Origin of the sequence: Streptomyces sp. NPDC047869 (assembly GCF_040704065.1) — a bacterium.
Classification (GTDB): Bacteria; Actinomycetota; Actinomycetes; order Streptomycetales; family Streptomycetaceae; genus Streptomyces.
This window is the reverse complement of sequence record NZ_JBEYRK010000039.1, coordinates 34,515-53,828: the sequence shown is the minus strand read 5'-3', so window position 1 is coordinate 53,828 and position 19,314 is coordinate 34,515. Positions and strand designations below refer to the sequence as shown.

Annotated in this window: 14 protein-coding genes; 12 read left to right on the top strand and 2 right to left on the bottom strand. The window is 71.4% G+C overall.

The genetic code is table 11. The annotated features are described in order from the left end of the window. Nucleotides 1–105 precede the first annotated feature (105 nt). On the bottom strand, nucleotides 106–2,271 hold the full coding sequence (locus AB0924_RS34060; RefSeq protein WP_366913525.1) for a RecQ family ATP-dependent DNA helicase: 2,166 nt from the start codon (nucleotides 2,269–2,271) through the stop codon (nucleotides 106–108). A gap of 144 nt (nucleotides 2,272–2,415) precedes the next feature. On the opposite strand from AB0924_RS34060, the gene AB0924_RS34055 reads away from it, so the two are divergent. The 6 genes from AB0924_RS34055 to AB0924_RS34030 all read left to right on the top strand — a co-directional run bounded on the left by AB0924_RS34055 (nucleotide 2,416) and on the right by AB0924_RS34030 (nucleotide 11,536). Next, entirely contained in the window at nucleotides 2,416–3,984 is a 1,569-nt protein-coding gene (locus tag AB0924_RS34055) for a DUF4192 family protein (RefSeq protein WP_366913524.1), read from the top strand. A 284-nt stretch (nucleotides 3,985–4,268) separates the two neighbouring features. Next, nucleotides 4,269–5,027 (top strand): NUDIX hydrolase, encoded by a 759-nt coding sequence (locus AB0924_RS34050; RefSeq protein WP_366913523.1) that lies wholly within the window; start codon nucleotides 4,269–4,271, stop codon nucleotides 5,025–5,027. Between the two features lie 161 nt (nucleotides 5,028–5,188). Then, nucleotides 5,189–7,531, top strand: coding sequence for an ATP-binding cassette domain-containing protein (locus AB0924_RS34045; protein WP_366913522.1), 2,343 nt, complete (start codon nucleotides 5,189–5,191; stop codon nucleotides 7,529–7,531). 163 nt (nucleotides 7,532–7,694) lie between these two features. Beyond that, entirely contained in the window at nucleotides 7,695–8,582 is an 888-nt protein-coding gene (locus AB0924_RS34040) for a FadR/GntR family transcriptional regulator (protein WP_358936678.1), read from the top strand. Between the two features lie 432 nt (nucleotides 8,583–9,014). Beyond that, nucleotides 9,015–10,556, top strand: coding sequence for an RNA polymerase sigma factor (locus AB0924_RS34035; protein ID WP_358936676.1), 1,542 nt, complete (start codon nucleotides 9,015–9,017; stop codon nucleotides 10,554–10,556). A 119-nt stretch (nucleotides 10,557–10,675) separates the two neighbouring features. Then, nucleotides 10,676–11,536 carry a serine protease gene (locus tag AB0924_RS34030; protein ID WP_358936674.1) on the top strand — a complete coding sequence of 287 codons (861 nt, stop codon included), beginning with the start codon at nucleotides 10,676–10,678 and terminating at the stop codon, nucleotides 11,534–11,536. A 102-nt stretch (nucleotides 11,537–11,638) separates the two neighbouring features. Here the strand turns inward: AB0924_RS34030 and AB0924_RS34025 are convergent, their stop codons facing one another. Next, nucleotides 11,639–11,869, bottom strand: a complete 231-nt coding sequence (locus tag AB0924_RS34025; RefSeq protein WP_285553302.1) for a hypothetical protein — start codon at nucleotides 11,867–11,869, stop codon at nucleotides 11,639–11,641. A gap of 439 nt (nucleotides 11,870–12,308) precedes the next feature. Here AB0924_RS34025 and AB0924_RS34020 point away from each other — a divergent pair, with 439 nt between their 5' ends. The 6 genes from AB0924_RS34020 (at nucleotide 12,309) to AB0924_RS33995 (ending at nucleotide 19,279) form a co-directional block, all read left to right on the top strand. Then, nucleotides 12,309–14,432 carry a DNA topoisomerase IV subunit B gene (locus AB0924_RS34020; protein WP_358936671.1) on the top strand — a complete coding sequence of 708 codons (2,124 nt, stop codon included), beginning with the start codon at nucleotides 12,309–12,311 and terminating at the stop codon, nucleotides 14,430–14,432. Nucleotides 14,433–14,725: 293 nt separating this feature from the next. After that, nucleotides 14,726–15,247 carry a DUF1453 domain-containing protein gene (locus tag AB0924_RS34015; protein WP_366913536.1) on the top strand — a complete coding sequence of 174 codons (522 nt, stop codon included), beginning with the start codon at nucleotides 14,726–14,728 and terminating at the stop codon, nucleotides 15,245–15,247. Beyond that, entirely contained in the window at nucleotides 15,244–16,395 is a 1,152-nt protein-coding gene (locus AB0924_RS34010; protein ID WP_366913521.1) for a histidine kinase, read from the top strand. Before AB0924_RS34015 ends, AB0924_RS34010 begins: the two co-directional genes overlap by 4 nt. Then, nucleotides 16,392–17,072 (top strand): response regulator transcription factor, encoded by a 681-nt coding sequence (locus AB0924_RS34005; RefSeq protein ID WP_358936667.1) that lies wholly within the window; start codon nucleotides 16,392–16,394, stop codon nucleotides 17,070–17,072. Before AB0924_RS34010 ends, AB0924_RS34005 begins: the two co-directional genes overlap by 4 nt. A gap of 69 nt (nucleotides 17,073–17,141) precedes the next feature. Further along, a complete protein-coding gene (locus AB0924_RS34000; protein WP_358936666.1) occupies nucleotides 17,142–17,690 on the top strand; it encodes a DUF485 domain-containing protein in 549 nt (182 codons plus the stop codon). Continuing rightward, a complete protein-coding gene (locus tag AB0924_RS33995) occupies nucleotides 17,687–19,279 on the top strand; it encodes a cation acetate symporter (RefSeq protein ID WP_358936664.1) in 1,593 nt (530 codons plus the stop codon). Before AB0924_RS34000 ends, AB0924_RS33995 begins: the two co-directional genes overlap by 4 nt. The last annotated feature ends 35 nt before the right edge of the window (nucleotides 19,280–19,314 follow it).

Below are 19,314 nucleotides of genomic sequence, written 5' to 3'. Positions count from 1 at the left end.
CTTATATCCCTACCCACAGGGGACGCTGACGACCCCTTTGGCGCTCGTCCGTGGCACCTCCGTGTCCCCGCGAGCCGCGCCTGCCCGGCTCGCGGGGGTGCGCTGTCACCCCTGGACGGCCAGCACCAGGGGCAGCACCCCTTCGGCGCCGGCCCTTCTGAGCAGGCGTGCCGCGACGGCGAGGGTCCAGCCGGTCTCGGTGAAGTCGTCGACCAGCAGGACCGGACCGGGCGCCTCGGCGAGCGCGGCGGCGAGGGCCGGCGGCAGCGTCAGCGACCCGTCGAGGGCCTTGAGCCGCTGGGCGCTGTTGCTGCGCGGCAGCCGGGGCGTCTCCCCTGCGTACTGCACGGAGCCGAGCAGCGGCAGCCGGCCGACCTCGGCGATGCGGGCGCCCAGGGAGCTGATCAGCGCGGGCCGGGAGCGGGAGGCGACAGTGACCACACCCACCGGCCGGGCCTGGGCACCGGCCGCCCCTGAAGCCCACCCGCCCGGACCCTTCGCCCAGTCGGCCAGTACGTCCACCACGGCTCGCGCCACGTCGTCGGGCACGGGCCCGTCGGGGGCCTGGGGTGCCAGCAGGGGCCGCAGCCGGTTTCCCCAGCCGATGTCCGACAGCCGTCCCAACGCCCGCCCGGACGAGGCCTGTTCGGCGGCCGCGATGCGGCCCTTGAGACTGATGCCGATCGCCGGGAGCCCGGTCGGCCACATGCGGCGGGGCTCCACCTCGACTCCGGCACGGCCGAGGTCGACGCGCGCGGCGTCCAGCGCCGCTGTCGTGGTGTCGGCGGTGAAGCGCGGCCCCGCGCAATTGTCGCAGCGGCCGCAGGGCCTGGCGCCCTCGTCGTCCAGCTGCCGCTGCAGGAACTCCATCCTGCAGGTCGTGGTGGACGCGTACTCGCGCATCGCCTGCTGCTCGGCCCCTCGCTGCCGGGCCACCCAGGCGTACCGCTCGGCGTCGTAGGACCACGGCTGCCCGGTCGCGATCCAGCCGCCCTTGACCCGCCGCACCGCTCCGTCCACGTCGAGGACCTTCAGCATCGTCTCCAGCCGGGAACGGCGCAGCTCCACCAGGGGTTCCAGGGCCGGGAGGGACAGCAGCCCGGCGGACCGGGCGAGTACGTCCAGAGTGCGGCGCACGAGATCCTCGGAGGGGAAGGCGAGCGAGGCGAAGTACTGCCAGATCGCCTCGTCCTCCTTGCCCGGCAGCAGCAGCACCTCGGCGTGCTCGACGCCACGGCCGGCGCGGCCGACCTGCTGGTAGTAGGCGATGGGGGAGGACGGCGAACCGAGGTGCACCACGAACCCGAGGTCCGGCTTGTCGAAGCCCATGCCCAGAGCCGACGTGGCGACCAGCGCCTTGACCCGGTTGGCGAGCAGGTCGTCCTCGGCCTGCTGCCGGTCGGCGTTCTCCGTCCGGCCCGTGTAAGAGGCGACGGTGTGGCCGCGCTGCCGCAGGAACGCGGTGACCTCCTCGGCGGCCGCCACGGTGAGCGTGTAGATGATGCCGGAGCCCGGCAGGTCGTCGAGGTGGTCGGCGAGCCAGGCCATCCGGTGCGCCGCGTCCGAGAGCCGCAGCACGCCGAGGCTCAGGCTCTCCCGGTCCAGCGGGCCCCGCAGCACCAGGGCGTTCGACGTACCGCCGGTGCCGAGCTGCTCGGCCACGTCGGCGGTCACTCGGGCGTTGGCGGTGGCGGTGGTGGCCAGCACGGGGACGCCGGGCGGGAGGTCGCCCAGCATGGTGCGCAGCCGGCGGTAGTCCGGGCGGAAGTCGTGACCCCAGTCGGAGATGCAGTGGGCCTCGTCCACGACCAGCAGTCCCGTCGCCGCGGAGAGCTTGGGCAGGACCTGGTCGCGGAAGTCGGGGTTGTTCAGCCGCTCCGGGCTGACCAGCAGCACGTCGACCTCGCCGCGCTCGATCTCGGCCTGGACGGCCTCCCACTCCTCCGTGTTGGCGGAGTTGATGGTCCGGGCGTGGATGCCGGCACGGGCCGCGGCCTCCACCTGGTTGCGCATGAGCGCGAGCAGTGGGGAGACGATCACCGTGGGCCCGCTGCCTCTGGCCCGCAGCAGCGACGTCGCCACGAAATACACCGCGGACTTCCCCCAGCCCGTGCGCTGCACGACCAGGGCCCGGCGCCGGTCGGCGACCAGCGCCTCGATCGCCCGCCACTGGTCCTCGCGCAGCCTCGCCGTCGCCGTCGTGTCCCCGACGAGCCGGGCTAGGACGGCGTCGGCCCGCGCCCGGAGGTCCGCGTTGCTCGTGTGCTCCATGCGTCCCATACAACAGGACGAGACTGACAAGCGGCTGGGAAGAGCGCCCGCGACAGTGGTCACCTGTCGGGGTCTTGTCGTGTCCCTGATTCGAGTTGTCCACAGGCTCAAGCGGAATCCCGAGATCCGCGAGATCGTCGGCGCATGACGAATCACGGCGAAACGACCGGACCCTTCGAAAACGGCGACCTCACCGGGCACGTGCCACTGAGCGGACCACCGAGCGACCCGTCCGCGCAGGACCCCCAGGTCACGCTGCGCACCCCCGCCGAGCTCGCCGACGCCCTGCCGTACCTGCTCGGCTACCGCCCCGAGGACAGCATGGTGCTGGTCGCTCTGCACGACCGGGAGGGCCGCGGGCGGTTCGGCGGCCGCGCCCGGCTGGGTATCCCGGCGAGTCGGGAGGACTGGCCGGAGGCCGCCCGGCAGCTGGCCCGGGGCCTGGTGGCCGGCAGCGAGCGACGTGGCACACGGCCCGAGCAGATGGTCGCCTACGTCTGCCAGGAACCGGACCCCGGCGGGACGGGCCGGGACGTGATGAAGCGGCTCGAGCCGCTCGCCCAGCTCCTGCGCACCGAATGCGGCAGCCTCGACGTGCCGGTGATCGAGGCACTGTGCGTCTCGGACGGCCGGTTCTGGTCGTACTGCTGCCCGGTCAAGGGATGCTGCCCCGACGACGGAACGCCGATGGGCCTGCCCGGCACCTCGGTGCTGGCCGCCGCGGCCACCTACGCGGGGATCCAGGTACGCGGCACGCTCCGCGAGCTGCGGGCCAGGCTGCTGCCCTGGGAGGCGGGTGCCTCCCTGGAACAGGAGGTCGCCCTGGACGCGGCAGGCATGTCCCTGGTGCCCCGCATTCTGGACGACGCCGAGCGTGTGCGCGTGGCCGAGGAGACCCTCGGGCTGGCCGACCGGGTCATCCGCCGGCTCGCCGGGGCGACGCCGGTGTCCGGTGCCCGCCAGGCGGACCTCAGGGACGACGGTCTGCTCGCGCACGATGAGGCGGCGACGCTGATTCTCGGGCTCCAGGACCGCACGACCCGCGATCGTGCGGCCGCGTGGATGGAGGGCGAGGAAGCCGGTCCGGCTCTGAGGCTCTGGCGTGCGCTGGCCCGCCGCTGTGTGGGTCCGTACGGCGAGCACGCCGCCGCCCCACTGACCCTGGCGGGCTGGGTGGCCTGGTCGTCCGGAGACGAACTGGAGGCCCGGGAGGCCCTCGCGATGGCCCTCGGCGCCGACCCCGACTACCTGTTCGCCCGGCTGCTGCATCAGGCCTGCAACGAAGGGCTCGACCCCGAGTCGATCCGTCGCTGTCTGCGCGCGGAACGTGAGCGGCCTGTCGGGCCGGAGGCCGCGGGCCAGGCTCCTCCGGCGACCGGGGCGGCGTCCGATGAGCCTTCGCCCGCCTCCGTCGAAGGCCCCGTGGTCACCACTCGGCCCGGCGGCCCCGGTGCCGAGCGTGCCCGGACGGCAGGTGGCCCACGGCGCCGACGCCGAACCCGAGCAGCGGAGTCCGTCGACGGCACTGCTCCCCCGGCGCGCGGGGACGAAGGGCGCCGACGCCCGGCCGGCTCCCGCCCCCAGCAGTCGGGCACCGGACCTTCCCGTCCGGGCAGCGCCAAGCCGGGTGCCCCCCGTGTGCGGGCGGGTGACGGCATGCCCCGTGGCACCGCGGCGGCGAGTGGACACCGGGAGAGCGAGGGCGAGGGGTGAGAGCCGAATGAGGCCGTCGGCTCCTGGAGGGAAGGGGGGAACGGCCGTCCTCGACGCGTGGCAGCTTGCCTCGGAAGAGCCGGGGCGGGAGAGGACGTGGGCTTCGGGCGGGGTGGAAGACACTCCACGTTCCAGGGCCCGCAGCAGGAGTCTGGCCTGTGCGGCACCGGCGGCTCGAAGATCTGTAGCCCGGCCCGCGCGCCATACCGGATCGAAGCGGATCCCGTGTCGGGGCGGTCGGCGAAGGGGGTGTTTATCGTCAGGCAGACGACTATGATCGCCGCATGCCCTACGACCCGTCAGCCTTTCCGCCCTTCGCCGTCACCGTGGACCTGGTCGTGCTGACCGTGCGCCGCCATTCGCTGTGTGCGCTGGCGGTGCGCAGGGGTGAGTCGCCGTTCCAGGGGCGGTGGGCGCTGCCCGGCGGTTTCGTACGGGCCGACGAGGACCTGTCCCAGGCGGCGGCCCGGGAGCTGGCCGAGGAGACCGGGCTGCGCGCCCACGACCCCGCGGCTCCGGCCCAGCACAACGGCGCCCATCTCGAACAGCTCGCCACCTACGGTGACCCGAAGCGGGACCCCCGGATGCGGGTGGTCAGCGTCGCCCACCTCGCGCTCGCTCCGGATCTGCCCGCGCCCCGTGCCGGCGGCGACGCGAGCAACGCGCGCTGGGCTCCGGTCGAGGAACTGCTCCAGCAGGGCGGATACGGCCGCGACGGCGAACCCGTGGCGCCGCTCGCCTTCGACCACGCCCAGATCCTCGCCGACGGGGTCGAGCGGGCCCGTTCCAAGATCGAGTACTCCTCGCTGGCCACCGCGTTCTGCACACCCCAGTTCACCGTGGGAGAGCTGCGACGGGTCTACGAGGCCGTGTGGGGGGTCGCCCTCGATCCGCGCAACTTCCATCGCAAGGTCACCGGAACGCCGGGATTCCTGGTCCCCACCGGCGGTACCACGACCCGCCAGGGTGGCCGGCCGGCCCAGCTCTTCCGGGCCGGGGGCGCCACCCTGCTCAACCCGCCGATGCTCCGTCCCGAGGTCTGACGCGCACGGCAGCCGGGACCCGTATCGGCCGATGCCGGCAGGGGCGTGCCGGTGTCCCTTCCGCCTATTGGCGGACGCGTAGCCCGCTCGACTTGCGCACCACCGAAGAACAGATAGGGGGATACCAGGAAAACCGGACACCGCGCGCTATCTTGCTGCAGGTGATCCAGGCCTTCGGATTGACCAGCAACCCCCGTAAGGCGCACCCGCCCGCCGTCGACGACGTCTCCTTCGAGGCGCGCGCCGGTCATGTCACCGTGCTCCACGGAGCCGGGGGAGCGGGTAAGACGACAACGCTCAGGCTGATGCTCGAACTGCAGCAGGGCCGCGGTATCACCCACTTCCGGGGGCGGCCCCTGCACCGGATCGCTCATCCGTCACGGGAAGTCGGCGTCCTCCTCGGGGACGTGCCCGGTCATCCGGCCCGCTCGGTCCGCGGCCACCTGCGCATGCTGTGCGCGGCGGCCGGTGTCCCCGTCCGCCGCGCGGACGAGGTGCTCGAGGTCGTCGGTCTCGTCAGCCTTCGCGAGGAGCGCCTCGGGACCCTGTCGCGCGGCATGGACCGCAGGCTCGGACTGGCCTGCGCCCTGCTGGCGGACCCGCACACACTCGTGCTGGACGCGCCCACCGCATGCCTGTCCGCCCGCGAGGCGCGCTGGCTGCACGGCATGCTACGCGCCCACGCGGACCAGGGCGGCACAGTGCTGTTCACGACGGCCGACCCCAAGGAGGCGGCTCGCACGGCCGACCGGGTCGTCACCCTGGACGGCGGCAGGCTCTCCGCCGACCAGGAGGGCAGGGAGTTCGCCCGCACCCGGCTGCGTCCGCGCGTGGCCGTCCGAAGCCCCCACGCCGCCCGCCTCGCGGCCCTGCTCACCAAGGAGGCGCGTACCGCGCAGCGCTCCGTCGAGGTCGTGCGAGAGGCCGGCAATCACCTCTCGGTGTACGGCAGTACGACCGCCGATGTCGGCGAGATCGCCTTCCGGCACGGCATCCTCGTCCATCAACTCGCCGACGAGATCGGTGACATGGGGTCCAGTGCCGGACCAGAGGGCGCCGAGAGCGCGGACGGAGAGCCGCTGTCCGCCGGGCGGGACGGGGCCGTCCCGGAGCACTCCTCGCAGGGGCGGACGCAGGGCGAGTGCGACTCGTCGTCGCAGGGGAGGAGTGCCGCACCCGCGTCGGCGGTGCCCGCTCTTCCATCCGAGGAGCGCAAGCGGCCGGCGTCCCGTGTCTCCCTGCCTGACGACGCTCTGGAGCGGAACGCCGACGGCCCCCGCCCGGTACCCACGGGGAAGCGCGACGCCCTCTCCGGGAGCGCGGACACCGCCAGGGGGCCGCAGACGGAGGGTCTGCCGAAGTCCGACGCCGCATCCGCTGCCGGCCGCGCACCCGCCGGTGCCGCTTCCACAGTCGAGGCGCCCGCTGGCGGCGCCGATGCGGCGGCCTCCGGCACCTCCATGATCGCCACCGGTTCCCGTTCGGACGTGCCTGCCCCGGAGGCCGACTCCTCGGAGGCCGCCGCCGGCGCACGAACCAGAGCCGATGTCACGACCATGGTCGCCGACGACACGCCCGCGGCCGGCACCACAGTGCCCGGCGCACGGAACCCGGGCACCAGGCACCCCGGCAGCGGGCAGCCACGGACCGAACCGCCGGCGCGCTCGCTCGCCGACGCGGCCCGTACCCTCGACGTCCCGTCCCCCCTTCCGCCCCCCATCTCCGTCCGCACCGCTCGCGCCCCCCTCCGCCCGCTGCGCTACGAACTGCGGCGCGCCGCGGGAATCGGCACCGGTTTCCTCACCTGCGGGGCCGCACTGCTGGTGTCCGCGCTCACCGCCGTACTCCTCGCCCGGATCGGTCACACCCCGCAGGCGCGGCTGTTCGCCGCGTGGCCGAGGGAGCTGCCGCTGCCACCCGCGGCGCTCGCCGCGGGGCTGCTCGGCGCCCTGTCCTTCGGGGACGAGTTCCGTCACCCCGCGCTGGCGGCGGACCGCGGCACCGTGCCACGTCGGCTGGGCCTGCTCACCGCCAAACTCCTCGTCTCCGGAGCCACCGCCGTGATGCTGGCCTTTCTCACGGTGGGCTGCGACGCCGAATTGCTCTACCTCGTCCACGGCCGGGAGCTGACCCAAGTTCCCTCGGACTGGCTTTCCCTGAGCGTGAGTTGGTTCGGGCTTGTGGTCGGCTGCGCCTGGGCCGGGGTACTGGCGGCCGGGATCTTCCGGTCCACCACGGCCGGTCTCGCCGCCGTCCTCGCCGTGCCCGTCGCCCTCGTTCCCGTCCTGCGGTGGGTGCTGGGCGGGCCGACCGTGCGGACGGCGGCCGGCTTCCCCGTGCGGATGCGGGAGGTGTTGCTGCCGCAGTGGCCTTTCGGAGGTGAGCGCTATCTGCTGGCCACGGCCCGGGTCGTCGCCCAACCGGTCGGCGGCGCGCTGACGTTGTCGCTGGCCGCGCTGTTGTGCGCGTACCTGGTCACGACCGTGCGAACCAGGGTCCGATGACCACCGCTGCGAACGCATCCGGTCCCGGCATGCCAACAACTCCCCGAATACGGCTCGTTTCCTTCCGATAAGGCGTCAATTGCGACGGGGTGAGCGATCACCCTTTCGTGTGCTTTTCACCAAAGACCTCAAGGGAGTTGAAGACGACGCCGACAAAGGATGCGTGAGTACCCTTGCGCACACCATGATGACCGCCGCCCGCTCCTCAGACTCCGGTCTGGTCGGCCCGGGCGAACTCGACCGCTACCCCTACACCGACGCCTCGGTGAACGACCGGGTCGGAGCGCCTGCCTGGGAGGGAGCGGAGCCCGAGCTGGGCCGCGTGGGCCGGCGGGCCACGGGCAGCCGCGGGCGCGGACTGCACGGCCAACTCGTTCAACAGCTCGGTCAGATGATCGTATCGGGAGACCTGGGGGCCGACCGCCCGCTCGTGCCCGAGGAGATCGGCCAGCGCTTCGAGGTCTCCCGCACCGTCGTCCGGGAGTCCCTCCGCGTCCTGGAGGCCAAGGGCCTCGTCAGTGCCCGCCCGAACGTCGGTACGCGCGTGCGCCCCGTCAGCGACTGGAACCTCCTGGACCCGGACATCATCGAGTGGCGGGCCTTCGGGCCGCAGCGCGACGATCAGCGCCGCGAGCTGAGCGAGCTGCGCTGGACGATCGAGCCGCTGGCCGCCCGCCTCGCCGCCGGGCACGGACGTGAGGAGGTGCAGCAGCGCCTGTCCGACGTGGTCGAGATCATGAGTCACGCCATGGCCCAGGGTGACGCGCTGACGTTCTCGCGGGGCGACACCGAGTTCCACGCGCTGCTCATCCAGATCGCCGGCAATCGCATGCTGGAGCACCTCTCCGGGATCGTCTCGGCCGCTCTCCAGGTCTCCGGGGGACCGGTCACGGGCTGCGACCGGCCGAACGAGGCCTCTCTCGCGCTGCACGCGCGGATCGTCGACGCGCTGGGCACCGGTGACGGCACGGCGGCGGAGACGGCGATGCGCCAGCTGCTCACCGTCCACCCCGAGGTGGAGCGCGTGGTTCCCGCCCCGCGCGAGCACTGACCCGTTTCCCAGCGGTGCGGTCGTCGGTCTGCCGCGGTGCCGGGGCCGGCGCGACGGCCGGGCTCGGGGACCGGCCGTCGCCGGCCCCCGCCGGAATCCTCGGAGTCCGGCGGGGCCCGGCGTCGCCGTGGCCGGGCTGCGCTCGACCCCGGCGACGGAGCGGCTAAACAGGTAATCCTGTATGTCGGGCTTCGGTAGCTTTTGATCGCTTATGGGGTGTGACTCGGGCCACGCAGATTGGGCGTAACGCTCGTGGGAGCAGCGCGATGACCTAAGAGGTGACAGCCGCGGAGGGAATACGGACGCCTGGCAAGGCGCTGTGCATCTTCCCGGCCCCCGCCCGCTCCGTCGGCCCATCCCCGGCCGGTGGTCGGCTCCTGTCCGTCGTGGACGGGGCCGGAAGCCGTTTTCCAACGTTCCGAGAGGTTGTTCGTGTCGGCCAGCACATCCCGTACGCTCCCGCCGGAGATCGCCGAGTCCGTCTCTGTCATGGCGCTCATTGAGCGGGGAAAGGCTGAGGGGCAGATCGCCGGCGACGATGTGCGTCGGGCCTTCGAAGCCGACCAGATTCCGGCCACTCAGTGGAAAAACGTACTGCGCAGCCTCAACCAGATCCTTGAGGAAGAGGGTGTGACGCTGATGGTCAGTGCAGCAGAGCCCAAGCGCACCCGAAAGAGCGTCGCAGCGAAGAGCCCGGCCAAGCGCACCGCCACCAAGACGGTCGCGGCCAAGACGGTGACCACCAGGAAGGCCACCGCCACCACGGCCGCCCCGGTCGCGCCCGCCGCCCCGGCCGCCGACGAGCCCGTCGAGGAAGCCGCACCCGCCAAGAAAACCGCTGCAAAGAAGACGACCGCCAAGAAGGCGGCCGCCAAGAAGACGGTCGCCAAGAAGACCGCGGCCAAGAAGACGACCGCCAAGAAGGACGACGGCGAACTGGTCGAGGAAGAGGTCCTCGAGGAGACCAAGGCCGCCGACGAGCCCGAGGGCACCGAGAGCGCGGGCTTCGTGCTGTCCGACGAGGACGAGGACGACGCTCCCGCCCAGCAGGTCGCCGCCGCCGGTGCCACCGCCGACCCGGTCAAGGACTACCTCAAGCAGATCGGCAAGGTCCCGCTGCTCAACGCCGAGCAGGAGGTCGAGCTCGCCAAGCGCATCGAGGCCGGTCTGTTCGCCGAGGACAAGCTGGCCAACGCCGACAAGCTCGCACCCAAGCTCAAGCGCGAGCTGGAGATCATCGCCGAGGACGGCCGCCGCGCCAAGAACCACCTGCTGGAGGCCAACCTCCGACTGGTGGTCTCCCTGGCCAAGCGCTACACCGGCCGCGGCATGCTCTTCCTGGACCTCATCCAGGAGGGCAACCTCGGTCTGATCCGCGCGGTCGAGAAGTTCGACTACACCAAGGGCTACAAGTTCTCCACGTACGCCACCTGGTGGATCCGTCAGGCGATCACCCGCGCCATGGCCGACCAGGCCCGCACCATCCGTATTCCGGTGCACATGGTCGAGGTCATCAACAAGCTCGCGCGCGTGCAGCGCCAGATGCTCCAGGACCTGGGCCGCGAGCCCACCCCGGAGGAGCTGGCCAAGGAACTCGACATGACCCCGGAGAAGGTCATCGAGGTCCAGAAGTACGGCCGTGAGCCCATCTCGCTGCACACCCCGCTGGGCGAGGACGGCGACAGCGAGTTCGGTGACCTCATCGAGGACTCCGAGGCCGTGGTCCCCGCCGACGCTGTCAGCTTCACGCTGCTGCAGGAGCAGCTGCACTCCGTTCTGGACACCCTGTCCGAGCGTGAGGCAGGCGTCGTCTCCATGCGCTTCGGTCTCACCGACGGTCAGCCGAAGACCCTCGACGAGATCGGCAAGGTCTACGGCGTGACGCGTGAGCGCATCCGCCAGATCGAGTCCAAGACCATGTCGAAGCTGCGCCACCCGTCGCGTTCGCAGGTGCTGCGCGACTACCTCGACTAGGTCCCGGTCGTTCGATGCCGAAGGGCCGGCCCCCGAGGGGGCCGGCCCTTCGTGCTGCGCGCGACGGCAGCCTGAATGACTCTGGGTGTTCAAGTACCACCCCAGAGTGAGGAGGCCGTATGTGCCGTTCGATTGCCCGGGCACTGATCGGGCCCGTGGCCCTCGTGGCCGTGATGACCGCCATACCCCTGACCACACCGGCCGTCGCAGCCCCCGGCAGCGTGGTCGTCGGGGGGTTCCCGATAGACGTCTCACAGGCTCCCTGGACCGTGGCGCTGTCGAGCCGTGACCGGTTCGGGGGTACGCGGGCGGGGCAGTTCTGCGGCGGCGTGGCGGTCTCACGGACCACCGTGCTCACCGCGGCCCACTGCATGGCCGATGAGGTCCTCGGGGCGCCGCCGAACCAGGTGCGAGACCTGCGAGTCATAGCGAGCCGTACGGACCTGCTGTCGACCGAGGGCAAGGAGATCGCCGTACGGGATGCCCGGGTGAATCCGCGCTACGACGTCGCCGGCAACTCCGGCGACTTCGCGATGCTCACTCTCGCCGAGCCGCTGCCGCGCGGCGCCGTGGTGGCGATGGCGCCCGAAGGCGATACCGCGTACAAGCCTGGGACGAAGGCACTGGTCTCCGGCTGGGGCGACACCACGGGCGGCGGGGCGTACCCGCGCCACCTCCGCGCCGCGCACGTACGGGTGCTGGCGGACGACGTCTGCGCCCGCGCCTATCCCGGTGGTCCGGACGGGACCTACCGGGCCGACACCATGCTCTGCGCGGGAGAGCCCGCGGGCGGCCCTGACGCCTGCCAGGGCGACAGCGGGGGCCCGCTCGTGGCATCGGGCCGGCTGATCGGCCTGGTGTCCTGGGGGAGCGGATGCGGCCAGCCCGGAGACCCCGGTGTCTACACACGGGTGTCCGACGTCCTCCGGGGCCTGGGAGGGCCGGCTGCGGGTCCGCAGCGGCCCCGGAAGGGCTCCTGAGGGCTTCATGGAGGCATGAACACGGGCGGCCGCTCCTGCAAGACAGGAGCGGCCGCCCGTTCACCGGCCTGTGCCGGCGCTGGCTCGTCGTGGGTGCGAGATTCAGCGCTCTTCGTCGGAAGCGTTGCCCGGAGCGGACGTCAGCCGCTCCGTCTCGTCCTGTATCTCAGCGGCGATCTTCTTGAGTTCCGGCTCGAACTTGCGACCGTGGTGGGCGCAAAAGAGCAGTTCTCCGCCGCTGAGCAGGACGACGCGCAGGTATGCCTGGGCGCCGCAGCGGTCGCAGCGATCGGCGGCCGTCAGCGGGCTCGCGGGGGTCAGAACAGTAGTCACGTCGCCTCTTCTCTAGCTCGACGAGCTGTCGTACCAGGGTCAACATCCAACCAGCCCGAAAACGTTCCCGCTCGTGGCTTTTTCTGGAAAAAATCTTCCGGGGCGGCTGTCTGCTGCCGGGTGGCGGCGAATGTGCCGTAGTGCGTCTCTTGGGTGCTTACGGTTTCGCGCGGTATCCGGTCTCTGTCCTCCCGGCTGGCTTGCCGGTTGTTCATGAGGACGTGCCCGGAGCCTAAATGGTTCATGCCTCCAAGGGAACGTGATGTGGACTTCACCCCATCGAGGGATCGAACATCCATGCGATTGTGGACTAGGCTGAGATTTCGACGAGGGTTGCGTTACAACGGCTCTACCAGGCCTCGGTACCCTCTGAGCGGCAACCGAAGCCAACCCCTTACCCACGAGGGGGTCATCTGAAATTCAGCGAGGAGCGAACCGCGTGACCGCCGATACGTCCGTGCCGTCCACAGCGCTGCTGGCAGGAGCAGACCGGGACGGTTCCAACTACACCGCGCGGCACCTGCTCGTCCTCGAGGGCCTCGAGGCCGTGCGGAAGCGCCCGGGTATGTACATCGGCTCGACAGACAGTCGCGGTCTGATGCACTGTCTGTGGGAGATCATCGACAACTCCGTGGACGAGGCCCTGGGCGGCTACTGCGACCGCATCGATGTGATCCTCCACGACGACGCCTCCGTCGAGGTGCGGGACAACGGCCGCGGCATCCCCGTGGACGTGGAGCCCAAGACCGGCCTGTCCGGCGTCGAGGTCGTGATGACCAAGCTCCACGCCGGCGGCAAGTTCGGCGGTGGCTCCTACGCCGCCTCCGGCGGTCTGCACGGCGTCGGCGCCTCCGTGGTCAACGCCCTCTCGGCCCGCCTCGACGTCGAGGTGGACCGCGGTGGCCACACCCACGCCATCAGCTTCCGGCGCGGCGTTCCGGGGACCTTCCGCGGTAACGGCGCCGAGGCCAAGTTCGAGGCCGGGAGCGGCCTGGCCAAGAGCAAGAAGATCCCCAAGGCGCGCACCGGCACGCGCGTGCGGTACTGGGCCGACCGGCAGATCTTCCTGAAGGACGCCAAGCTCTCCCTGGAAACGCTGCACCAGCGTGCCCGGCAGACCGCCTTCCTGGTGCCGGGCCTGACCATCGTCGTGCGGGACGAGTTCGGACTCGGCGAGGGCGGCAGCAAGGGTGAGGAGTCCTTCCGCTTCGACGGCGGCATCAGTGAGTTCTGTGAGTACCTGGCGAGCGACAAGGCGGTCTGCGACGTCCTCCGCTTCTCGGGGCAGGGCACCTTCAAGGAGACCGTCCCGGTCCTGGACGAGCACGGCCAGATGACCCCGACCGAGGTCGCGCGTGAGCTCGGCGTCGACGTCGCGCTGCGCTGGGGGACCGGCTACGACGCGAAGCTGCGGTCGTTCGTGAACATCATCGCCACCCCCAAGGGCGGCACCCACGTCGCCGGCTTCGAGCAGGCCATCACGCAGACGATGAACGAGGTGCTGCGGGCCAAGAAGATGCTCCGCGTCGCCGAGGACAACATCGTCAAGGACGACGCCCTGGAGGGTCTCACCGCCGTCGTCACGGTCCGCCTCGCCGAGCCGCAGTTCGAGGGCCAGACCAAGGAGGTCCTCGGCACCTCGGCGGCCCGCCGCATCGTGAACAACGTGGTCACCAAGGAACTGAAGGCGTTCCTGACCTCCACCAAGCGGGACGCGGCCGCCCAGGCCCGGGTCGTGATGGAGAAGGTGGTCGCCGCCGCCCGCACCCGGGTCGCGGCCCGCCAGCACAAGGACGCGCAGCGGCGCAAGACCGCCCTGGAGTCCTCTTCCCTTCCGGCGAAGCTCGCCGACTGCCGCAGCGACGACGTCGACCGCAGCGAGCTGTTCATCGTCGAGGGCGACTCGGCGCTCGGTACGGCGAAGCTGGCCCGGAACTCCGAGTTCCAGGCGCTGCTGCCCATTCGCGGCAAGATCCTCAACGTGCAGCGGTCGTCGGTGACCGACATGCTCAAGAACGCCGAGTGCGGCGCGATCATCCAGGTCATAGGGGCGGGCTCGGGCCGCACCTTCGACATCGACGCGGCCCGCTACGGCAAGATCATCATGATGACCGACGCCGACGTGGACGGTTCCCACATCCGCTGTCTGCTGCTGACGCTGTTCCAGCGCTATATGCGGCCCATGGTCGAGTCCGGGCGGGTCTTCGCCGCGGTGCCGCCGCTGCACCGCATCGAGCTGATCCAGCCGAAGAAGGGCCAGGACAAGTACGTCTACACGTACTCGGACCGCGAGCTGCGCGACAAGCTCATGGAGTTCCAGAGCAAGGGAGTCCGGTACAAGGACTCGATCCAGCGCTACAAGGGTCTGGGCGAGATGGACGCCGACCAGCTGGCCGAGACCACGATGGACCCGCGTCACCGCACCCTGCGCCGGATCAACCTGTCCGACCTGGAGGCCGCTGAGCAGGTCTTCGACCTGCTCATGGGCAACGACGTGGCACCGCGCAAGGAGTTCATCTCCGGCTCGGCGGCCACCCTGGACAGGTCACGGATCGACGCGTAGCCGCACCACCCCGGCGCCGGTCGGCCGGTCCGCTCCGGGCGAGCGGCCGGCCGATCGCCATGTGGTCACTGATACGTGGAGACCGGTGAGAGCCGGGCTCTCTCCACCCGGCGGTGGGCCTTGCCCGTCTCTCCACCCGGGCGTCTCTCCACCCGTGGGTGGAGAGACGCCGGCCCGTTGATTCCACCCGTGATCCACCCCCGCTCCGATCTCCCGACCGGCGGGTTTCCGTAGCTTCGATGGTGTCGGCAGCACCCGCTCCCGACCGCACCTTCTCGCTCACGGAGGCAGTGATGTCCGGGTTCGTCAACGCGCTGGTGATCGTGGCCGTCGCCGCCGTGGTGATCGTGCGGCAGTTCCGTGCCCGTGCGATCGACACGGACCGGCGCTGGTGGCTGCTGCCCGTGATCCTCGCCGTGGTGGCACTGCGTGAACCCGGCATAGTCGACGACCACCACCCCACGGCCTCGGCCACCCTGCTCGCCGTCGAACTGCTCATCGGCGTGGTCACGGGCGCCGGCTGGGCCTGGACCACGCGGATCTGGACGGCGTCGGACGGTGTCGTGTGGACCAGGAGCACCAAGGCCAGTGCCGTCGTCTGGCTCGTCGGCATAGCCCTGCGAGCCGGCCTCTTCGCCCTCGGCGCCGCGTCAGGCGTGCACCAGGACAGTTCCGCGCTGATGCTGGGCCTCGCCGGCACCCTGCTGGTACGCGCCGGGGTCCTGGCCTGGCGGGCACAGTCCCTCGGCCCCTTGTGCCGCCCGGCCCCCGCGTACGGTGACGACGTGCGGCTCGCGTGGAAGGAGCGCGTGTGACGGAGAACGCTCTGACCCGCTGGCCGACCCGGGAGGCGCTCGGCCGGGCCGGCACCAGCCGGCCCCGGCGGATGCTCGCCTGGGCGGTCCGGTTCCTGGTACTCGCCCTGCTGCTGTGGGGCGCTTTCAGTCAGAGACACGTCGGCATCTGGGGTGCGCTCGCGGCCGCGGCGGGAGTCCTGCTGGCCGGCCTCGTCTCGTGGGCGTTCTTCCACACCACCTATGAGCACCGGCTGGTGTCCTCGCTCGCCCTCATGGCGGTGCTCCTGGGTATCGCGGTGACGGCCGAGGCCACCGGGTTCAGGGGACCGGCCCTGGTGATCTGGTGCGGTTGCGGAGTCTCGGCCCTGGAGCGGCTGCCCCTGGGGGCCGCGCTGCCTGTGACGTCCGTGGCACTGGCCTCGTTCTCCGCCTTCAACAACGACGTGTGGCTCACCACCGCCGCCACGGTGGCGGGCATGGCCCTCGCCGGATACGTACTGCGGCTCGACGCGGAGGCCCGGGGCGGCGCACAGCGGCTGCTGGCACAGGAACGCGCCGCCCGGGCCGCCGAGGCGGAGTCGGCCGCGCTGGCCGAACGGGCGAGGATCGCCCGGGAGATCCACGATGTGCTCGCGCACAGCCTCTCGGCGCAGTTGGTGCACCTGGAGGCCGCCCGCCTGCTCATCGAGCGCGGTGCGGACCGGGACCAGATCCTTGAGCGGGTGGTGGCCGCCCGGGGCATGGCCCGTGACGGCCTCGCCGAGACCAGGCAGGCGCTGAGCGCGCTGCGTGGCGAGCTGACCCCGCTGGAGGAGTTCCTGACCGGACTCGTCAGTGCGGCCGACGGTGCCGATGTCACCGTCACGGGTGAGCGCAGACCGCTGCCGGCCGAGGCGTCGCAGGCCGTGCGACGCGTCGCGCAGGAGGCGCTGACCAACGTCCGCAAGCATGCCCAGGGTGCCAAAGTGCAGCTGTGGCTCGACTACGGCGAGCACGAAGTGACACTGGGCGTACGGGACTCGGGTGGGCGTCCGGGCGAACTCACGGGTTCCGGCGGCGGGTACGGTCTGCGGGGGATGCGGGAGCGCGCCGAACTGCTGGGCGGTTCGCTCGACGCGGGACCGGACGAGGAAGGGTTCGTTGTGACGCTGCAGGTGCCCGTATGACGGAGCCGGGGGAGAGGAAGCCCGCGCGGGTCGTGGTCGCCGACGACCAGACCGTGGTCCGCGAAGGCATCGTGATGCTGCTGGGCCTGCTGCCCGGTCTGGAAGTAGTGGGGTCTGCCGGAGACGGCGAGGAGGCGGTGCGGCTGGTCGCCGAACTCGCCCCGGACGTGGTGCTGATGGACCTGCGGATGCCGCGCTGCGACGGGGTGGAGGCCACGCGCCGGATCCGGTCGCAGTACCCGGGCACCCAGGTGGTGGTGCTCACCACCTTCGGGGACGACGAGTCGCTGTTTCCCGCGCTGCACGCCGGAGCCCGCGGCTATCTGACCAAGGACGCGGGCGGCGACGAGATCGTGCGGGCCGTGGAGAGCGTTCTGTCGGGAGAGGCGGGACTGGCGCCGAGCGTCCAGCGGCGCCTGCTGGAGAGACTGTCGGAGCCCGCGCCCGTGCCCGCCGTGACCGAGGCGCCCGACGGGCTGACCGCGCGGGAGGCCGAGGTCCTGGTGCTGATCGCCGAGGGGCTCACCAACCAGGAGATCGCGCGCCGGCTGCACGTCTCCACGGCCACCGTGAAGACCCACATCAACAATCTCTTCGCCAAGACGGGCCTCAAGGACCGCGCGCAGGCGGTGCGTTACGCCTACGCGAAGGGACTGGTGCGGCCTCCCGTGAAATGAGTCACCTGATGGGGTGAAGCGTTCCGGGAAGAGAAGTCACGGAACTTCCCGGTCTGTCCATCCTTGGGTATGCAGTCAAGCGACGGTCGTGCCCGGGGAGCCGGGGACGGTGCCGGGAGTGCGGCCGGCAATCACGAAGACCATGGCACGGCCTCCCGCGAGGTGAGGTACGAGGACCCCTGGTACGACGCCCTGGCCTCCGGCTGGGGTGAACCGGACGGCACCGGCGCGTCGGCCCGGGCCGTACCGGCCGCACGCGGTGAGCGGGACGCGGCGGCGGTCCGCGCCCGCGACGTGTACCTCGAGGTGCAGCGCAGCGAGGCCTTCCAGGAGGTGCGCGGCCGGTACCGGAGGTTCGTGGTGCCGGGAGGCGCCGCCTTCCTCGTCTGGTACGTGGGTTACGTGGTCACCGCGACGACCGCTCCGGGGCTCATGGCAAGGCCGGTGGTGGGGGCGGTGAACGTGGGGATGCTGGCCGGGCTCGGGCAGTTCCTCAGCACCTTCCTGCTCACCTGGGGCTACGCCCGGCATGCTCGGCTGCGCCGGGACCGGCTCGCGCTGGAACTGCGCTGGGACACACAAGAACTGACCCGTGGAGCCCGGGGAGGCGCCTCGTGACCGGTGAACACCAGACACTGGCACTGCTGCTGTTCAGCGGGTTCGTGGCCGTCACCCTGGCCATCACGACATGGGTGAGCCGCAGACGGCACGGCTCCGCGGAGGAGTTCTACGCCGGCGGGCGGTTGTTCTCCCCGATGGAGAACGGTTTCGCGGTCTCGGGCGACTACGTGTCGGCCGCCTCCTTCCTCGGGGTCACCGGGCTCATCGCGCTCTACGGGTACGACGGGCTGCTGTACGTGGTGGGCTTCCTCGTGGCCTGGCTGGTCGTGCTGTTCCTGGTGGCGGAACTGGTGCGCAACTGCGGGCGGTTCACGCTCGCCGACGTGGTGGCCGCGCGGATGAGCGAGCGGCCGGTGCGGATCGCGGCGGGAACCGCCTCGGTCACGGTGTCCGTTCTGTACCTGGTGGCCCAGATGGTGGGCGCCGGCAGCCTGGTGGCACTGCTGCTGGGGCGCGCGAGCGGGACGGCCCAGGCGTGGGCGGTCATCGCGGTCGGCGCCCTGATGGTGACCTATGTGTCCCTGGGCGGGATGCGGGCCACCACCTGGATCCAGATCGTGAAGGCGGTTCTGCTGCTCGGCGGGACGGTCGCGCTGACCGTGCTGGTGCTGGTGCGCTTCCACGGCGACGTGAACCGGCTGCTGGTCACGGCGGCGGAACGAAGCGGCCACGGGGACGCGTTCCTGGCGCCGGGGCTGAAGTACGGCGGGAGTTGGACCGCCCGCCTCGACTTCATCAGCCTCGGGCTCGCCCTGGTGCTGGGCACGGCGGGGCTGCCGCACATCCTCTCCCGCTTCTACACCGTGCCCACCGCGCGGGCCGCCCGCCGCTCCGCGGTGTGGTCCATCGGACTGATCGGCGGCTTCTACCTGATGGCGATCGTGCTCGGATTCGGGGCCGCGGCCGTGGTGGGCCCCGAGGCCCTGCGTCGCTCCAACGCGGCCGGGAACACGGCGATGCCCCTGCTCGCCCTGGATCTCGGCGGGGGCGTCGGCTCCACGGGCGGGACGGTGCTGTTCGCGGTGGTCGCCGCCGTCGCCTTCGCGACGATCCTCGCGGTGGTCGCCGGGATCACCCTCGCCTCCTCGGTGTCCGTGGCCCATGATCTGTACGCGTCGTTGCGGCGGCCGCGCACCAAGGCGCGCGGCGAGGTCGCGGTGGCCCGCGTCGCGGCCGTGGGCATCGGCGTCGTCGCGATCGCTCTCGGTCTGCTGGCCCGCGACCTGAACGTCGCCTTCCTCGTCGGTCTCGCCTTCGCCGTGGCCGCGTCGGCGAACCTGCCCGTGCTGGTGTACTCGCTGTTCTGGCGTGCCTTCACCACCCGCGGTGCGGTGTGGGCCGTATACGGCGGACTGATCCCGGCTCTCGTGCTGGTGCTGCTGTCCCCGGTGGTGTCTGGCAGTCCGGGGTCGCTGTTCCCGGACATCGATCTGCAGTACTTCCCGCTGCAGAACCCGGGCATCGTCTCCATCCCGCTGGGCTTCCTGGCCGGCTGGCTGGGCACGGTCACCTCGGACGAGGTCGCCGACGAGGCCAAGTACGCGGAGACCGAGGTTCGGTCGCTGACCGGCGCGGGCGCTGTGTAGCGGGACCGAAAAAGGGGCGTGGACAGGCGCACCGC

Coding starts and splice junctions, on each gene's coding strand:
- AB0924_RS34015 (WP_366913536.1), top strand. CDS start 14,726: ATGTCCGGGTTCGTCAACGCGCTGGTGATCGTGGCCGTCGCCGCCGTG.
- AB0924_RS34055 (WP_366913524.1), top strand. CDS start 2,416: ATGACGAATCACGGCGAAACGACCGGACCCTTCGAAAACGGCGACCTC.
- AB0924_RS34030 (WP_358936674.1), top strand. CDS start 10,676: ATGTGCCGTTCGATTGCCCGGGCACTGATCGGGCCCGTGGCCCTCGTG.
- AB0924_RS34000 (WP_358936666.1), top strand. CDS start 17,142: ATGCAGTCAAGCGACGGTCGTGCCCGGGGAGCCGGGGACGGTGCCGGG.
- AB0924_RS34060 (WP_366913525.1), bottom strand. CDS start 2,271: ATGGAGCACACGAGCAACGCGGACCTCCGGGCGCGGGCCGACGCCGTC.
- AB0924_RS34050 (WP_366913523.1), top strand. CDS start 4,269: ATGCCCTACGACCCGTCAGCCTTTCCGCCCTTCGCCGTCACCGTGGAC.
- AB0924_RS34005 (WP_358936667.1), top strand. CDS start 16,392: ATGACGGAGCCGGGGGAGAGGAAGCCCGCGCGGGTCGTGGTCGCCGAC.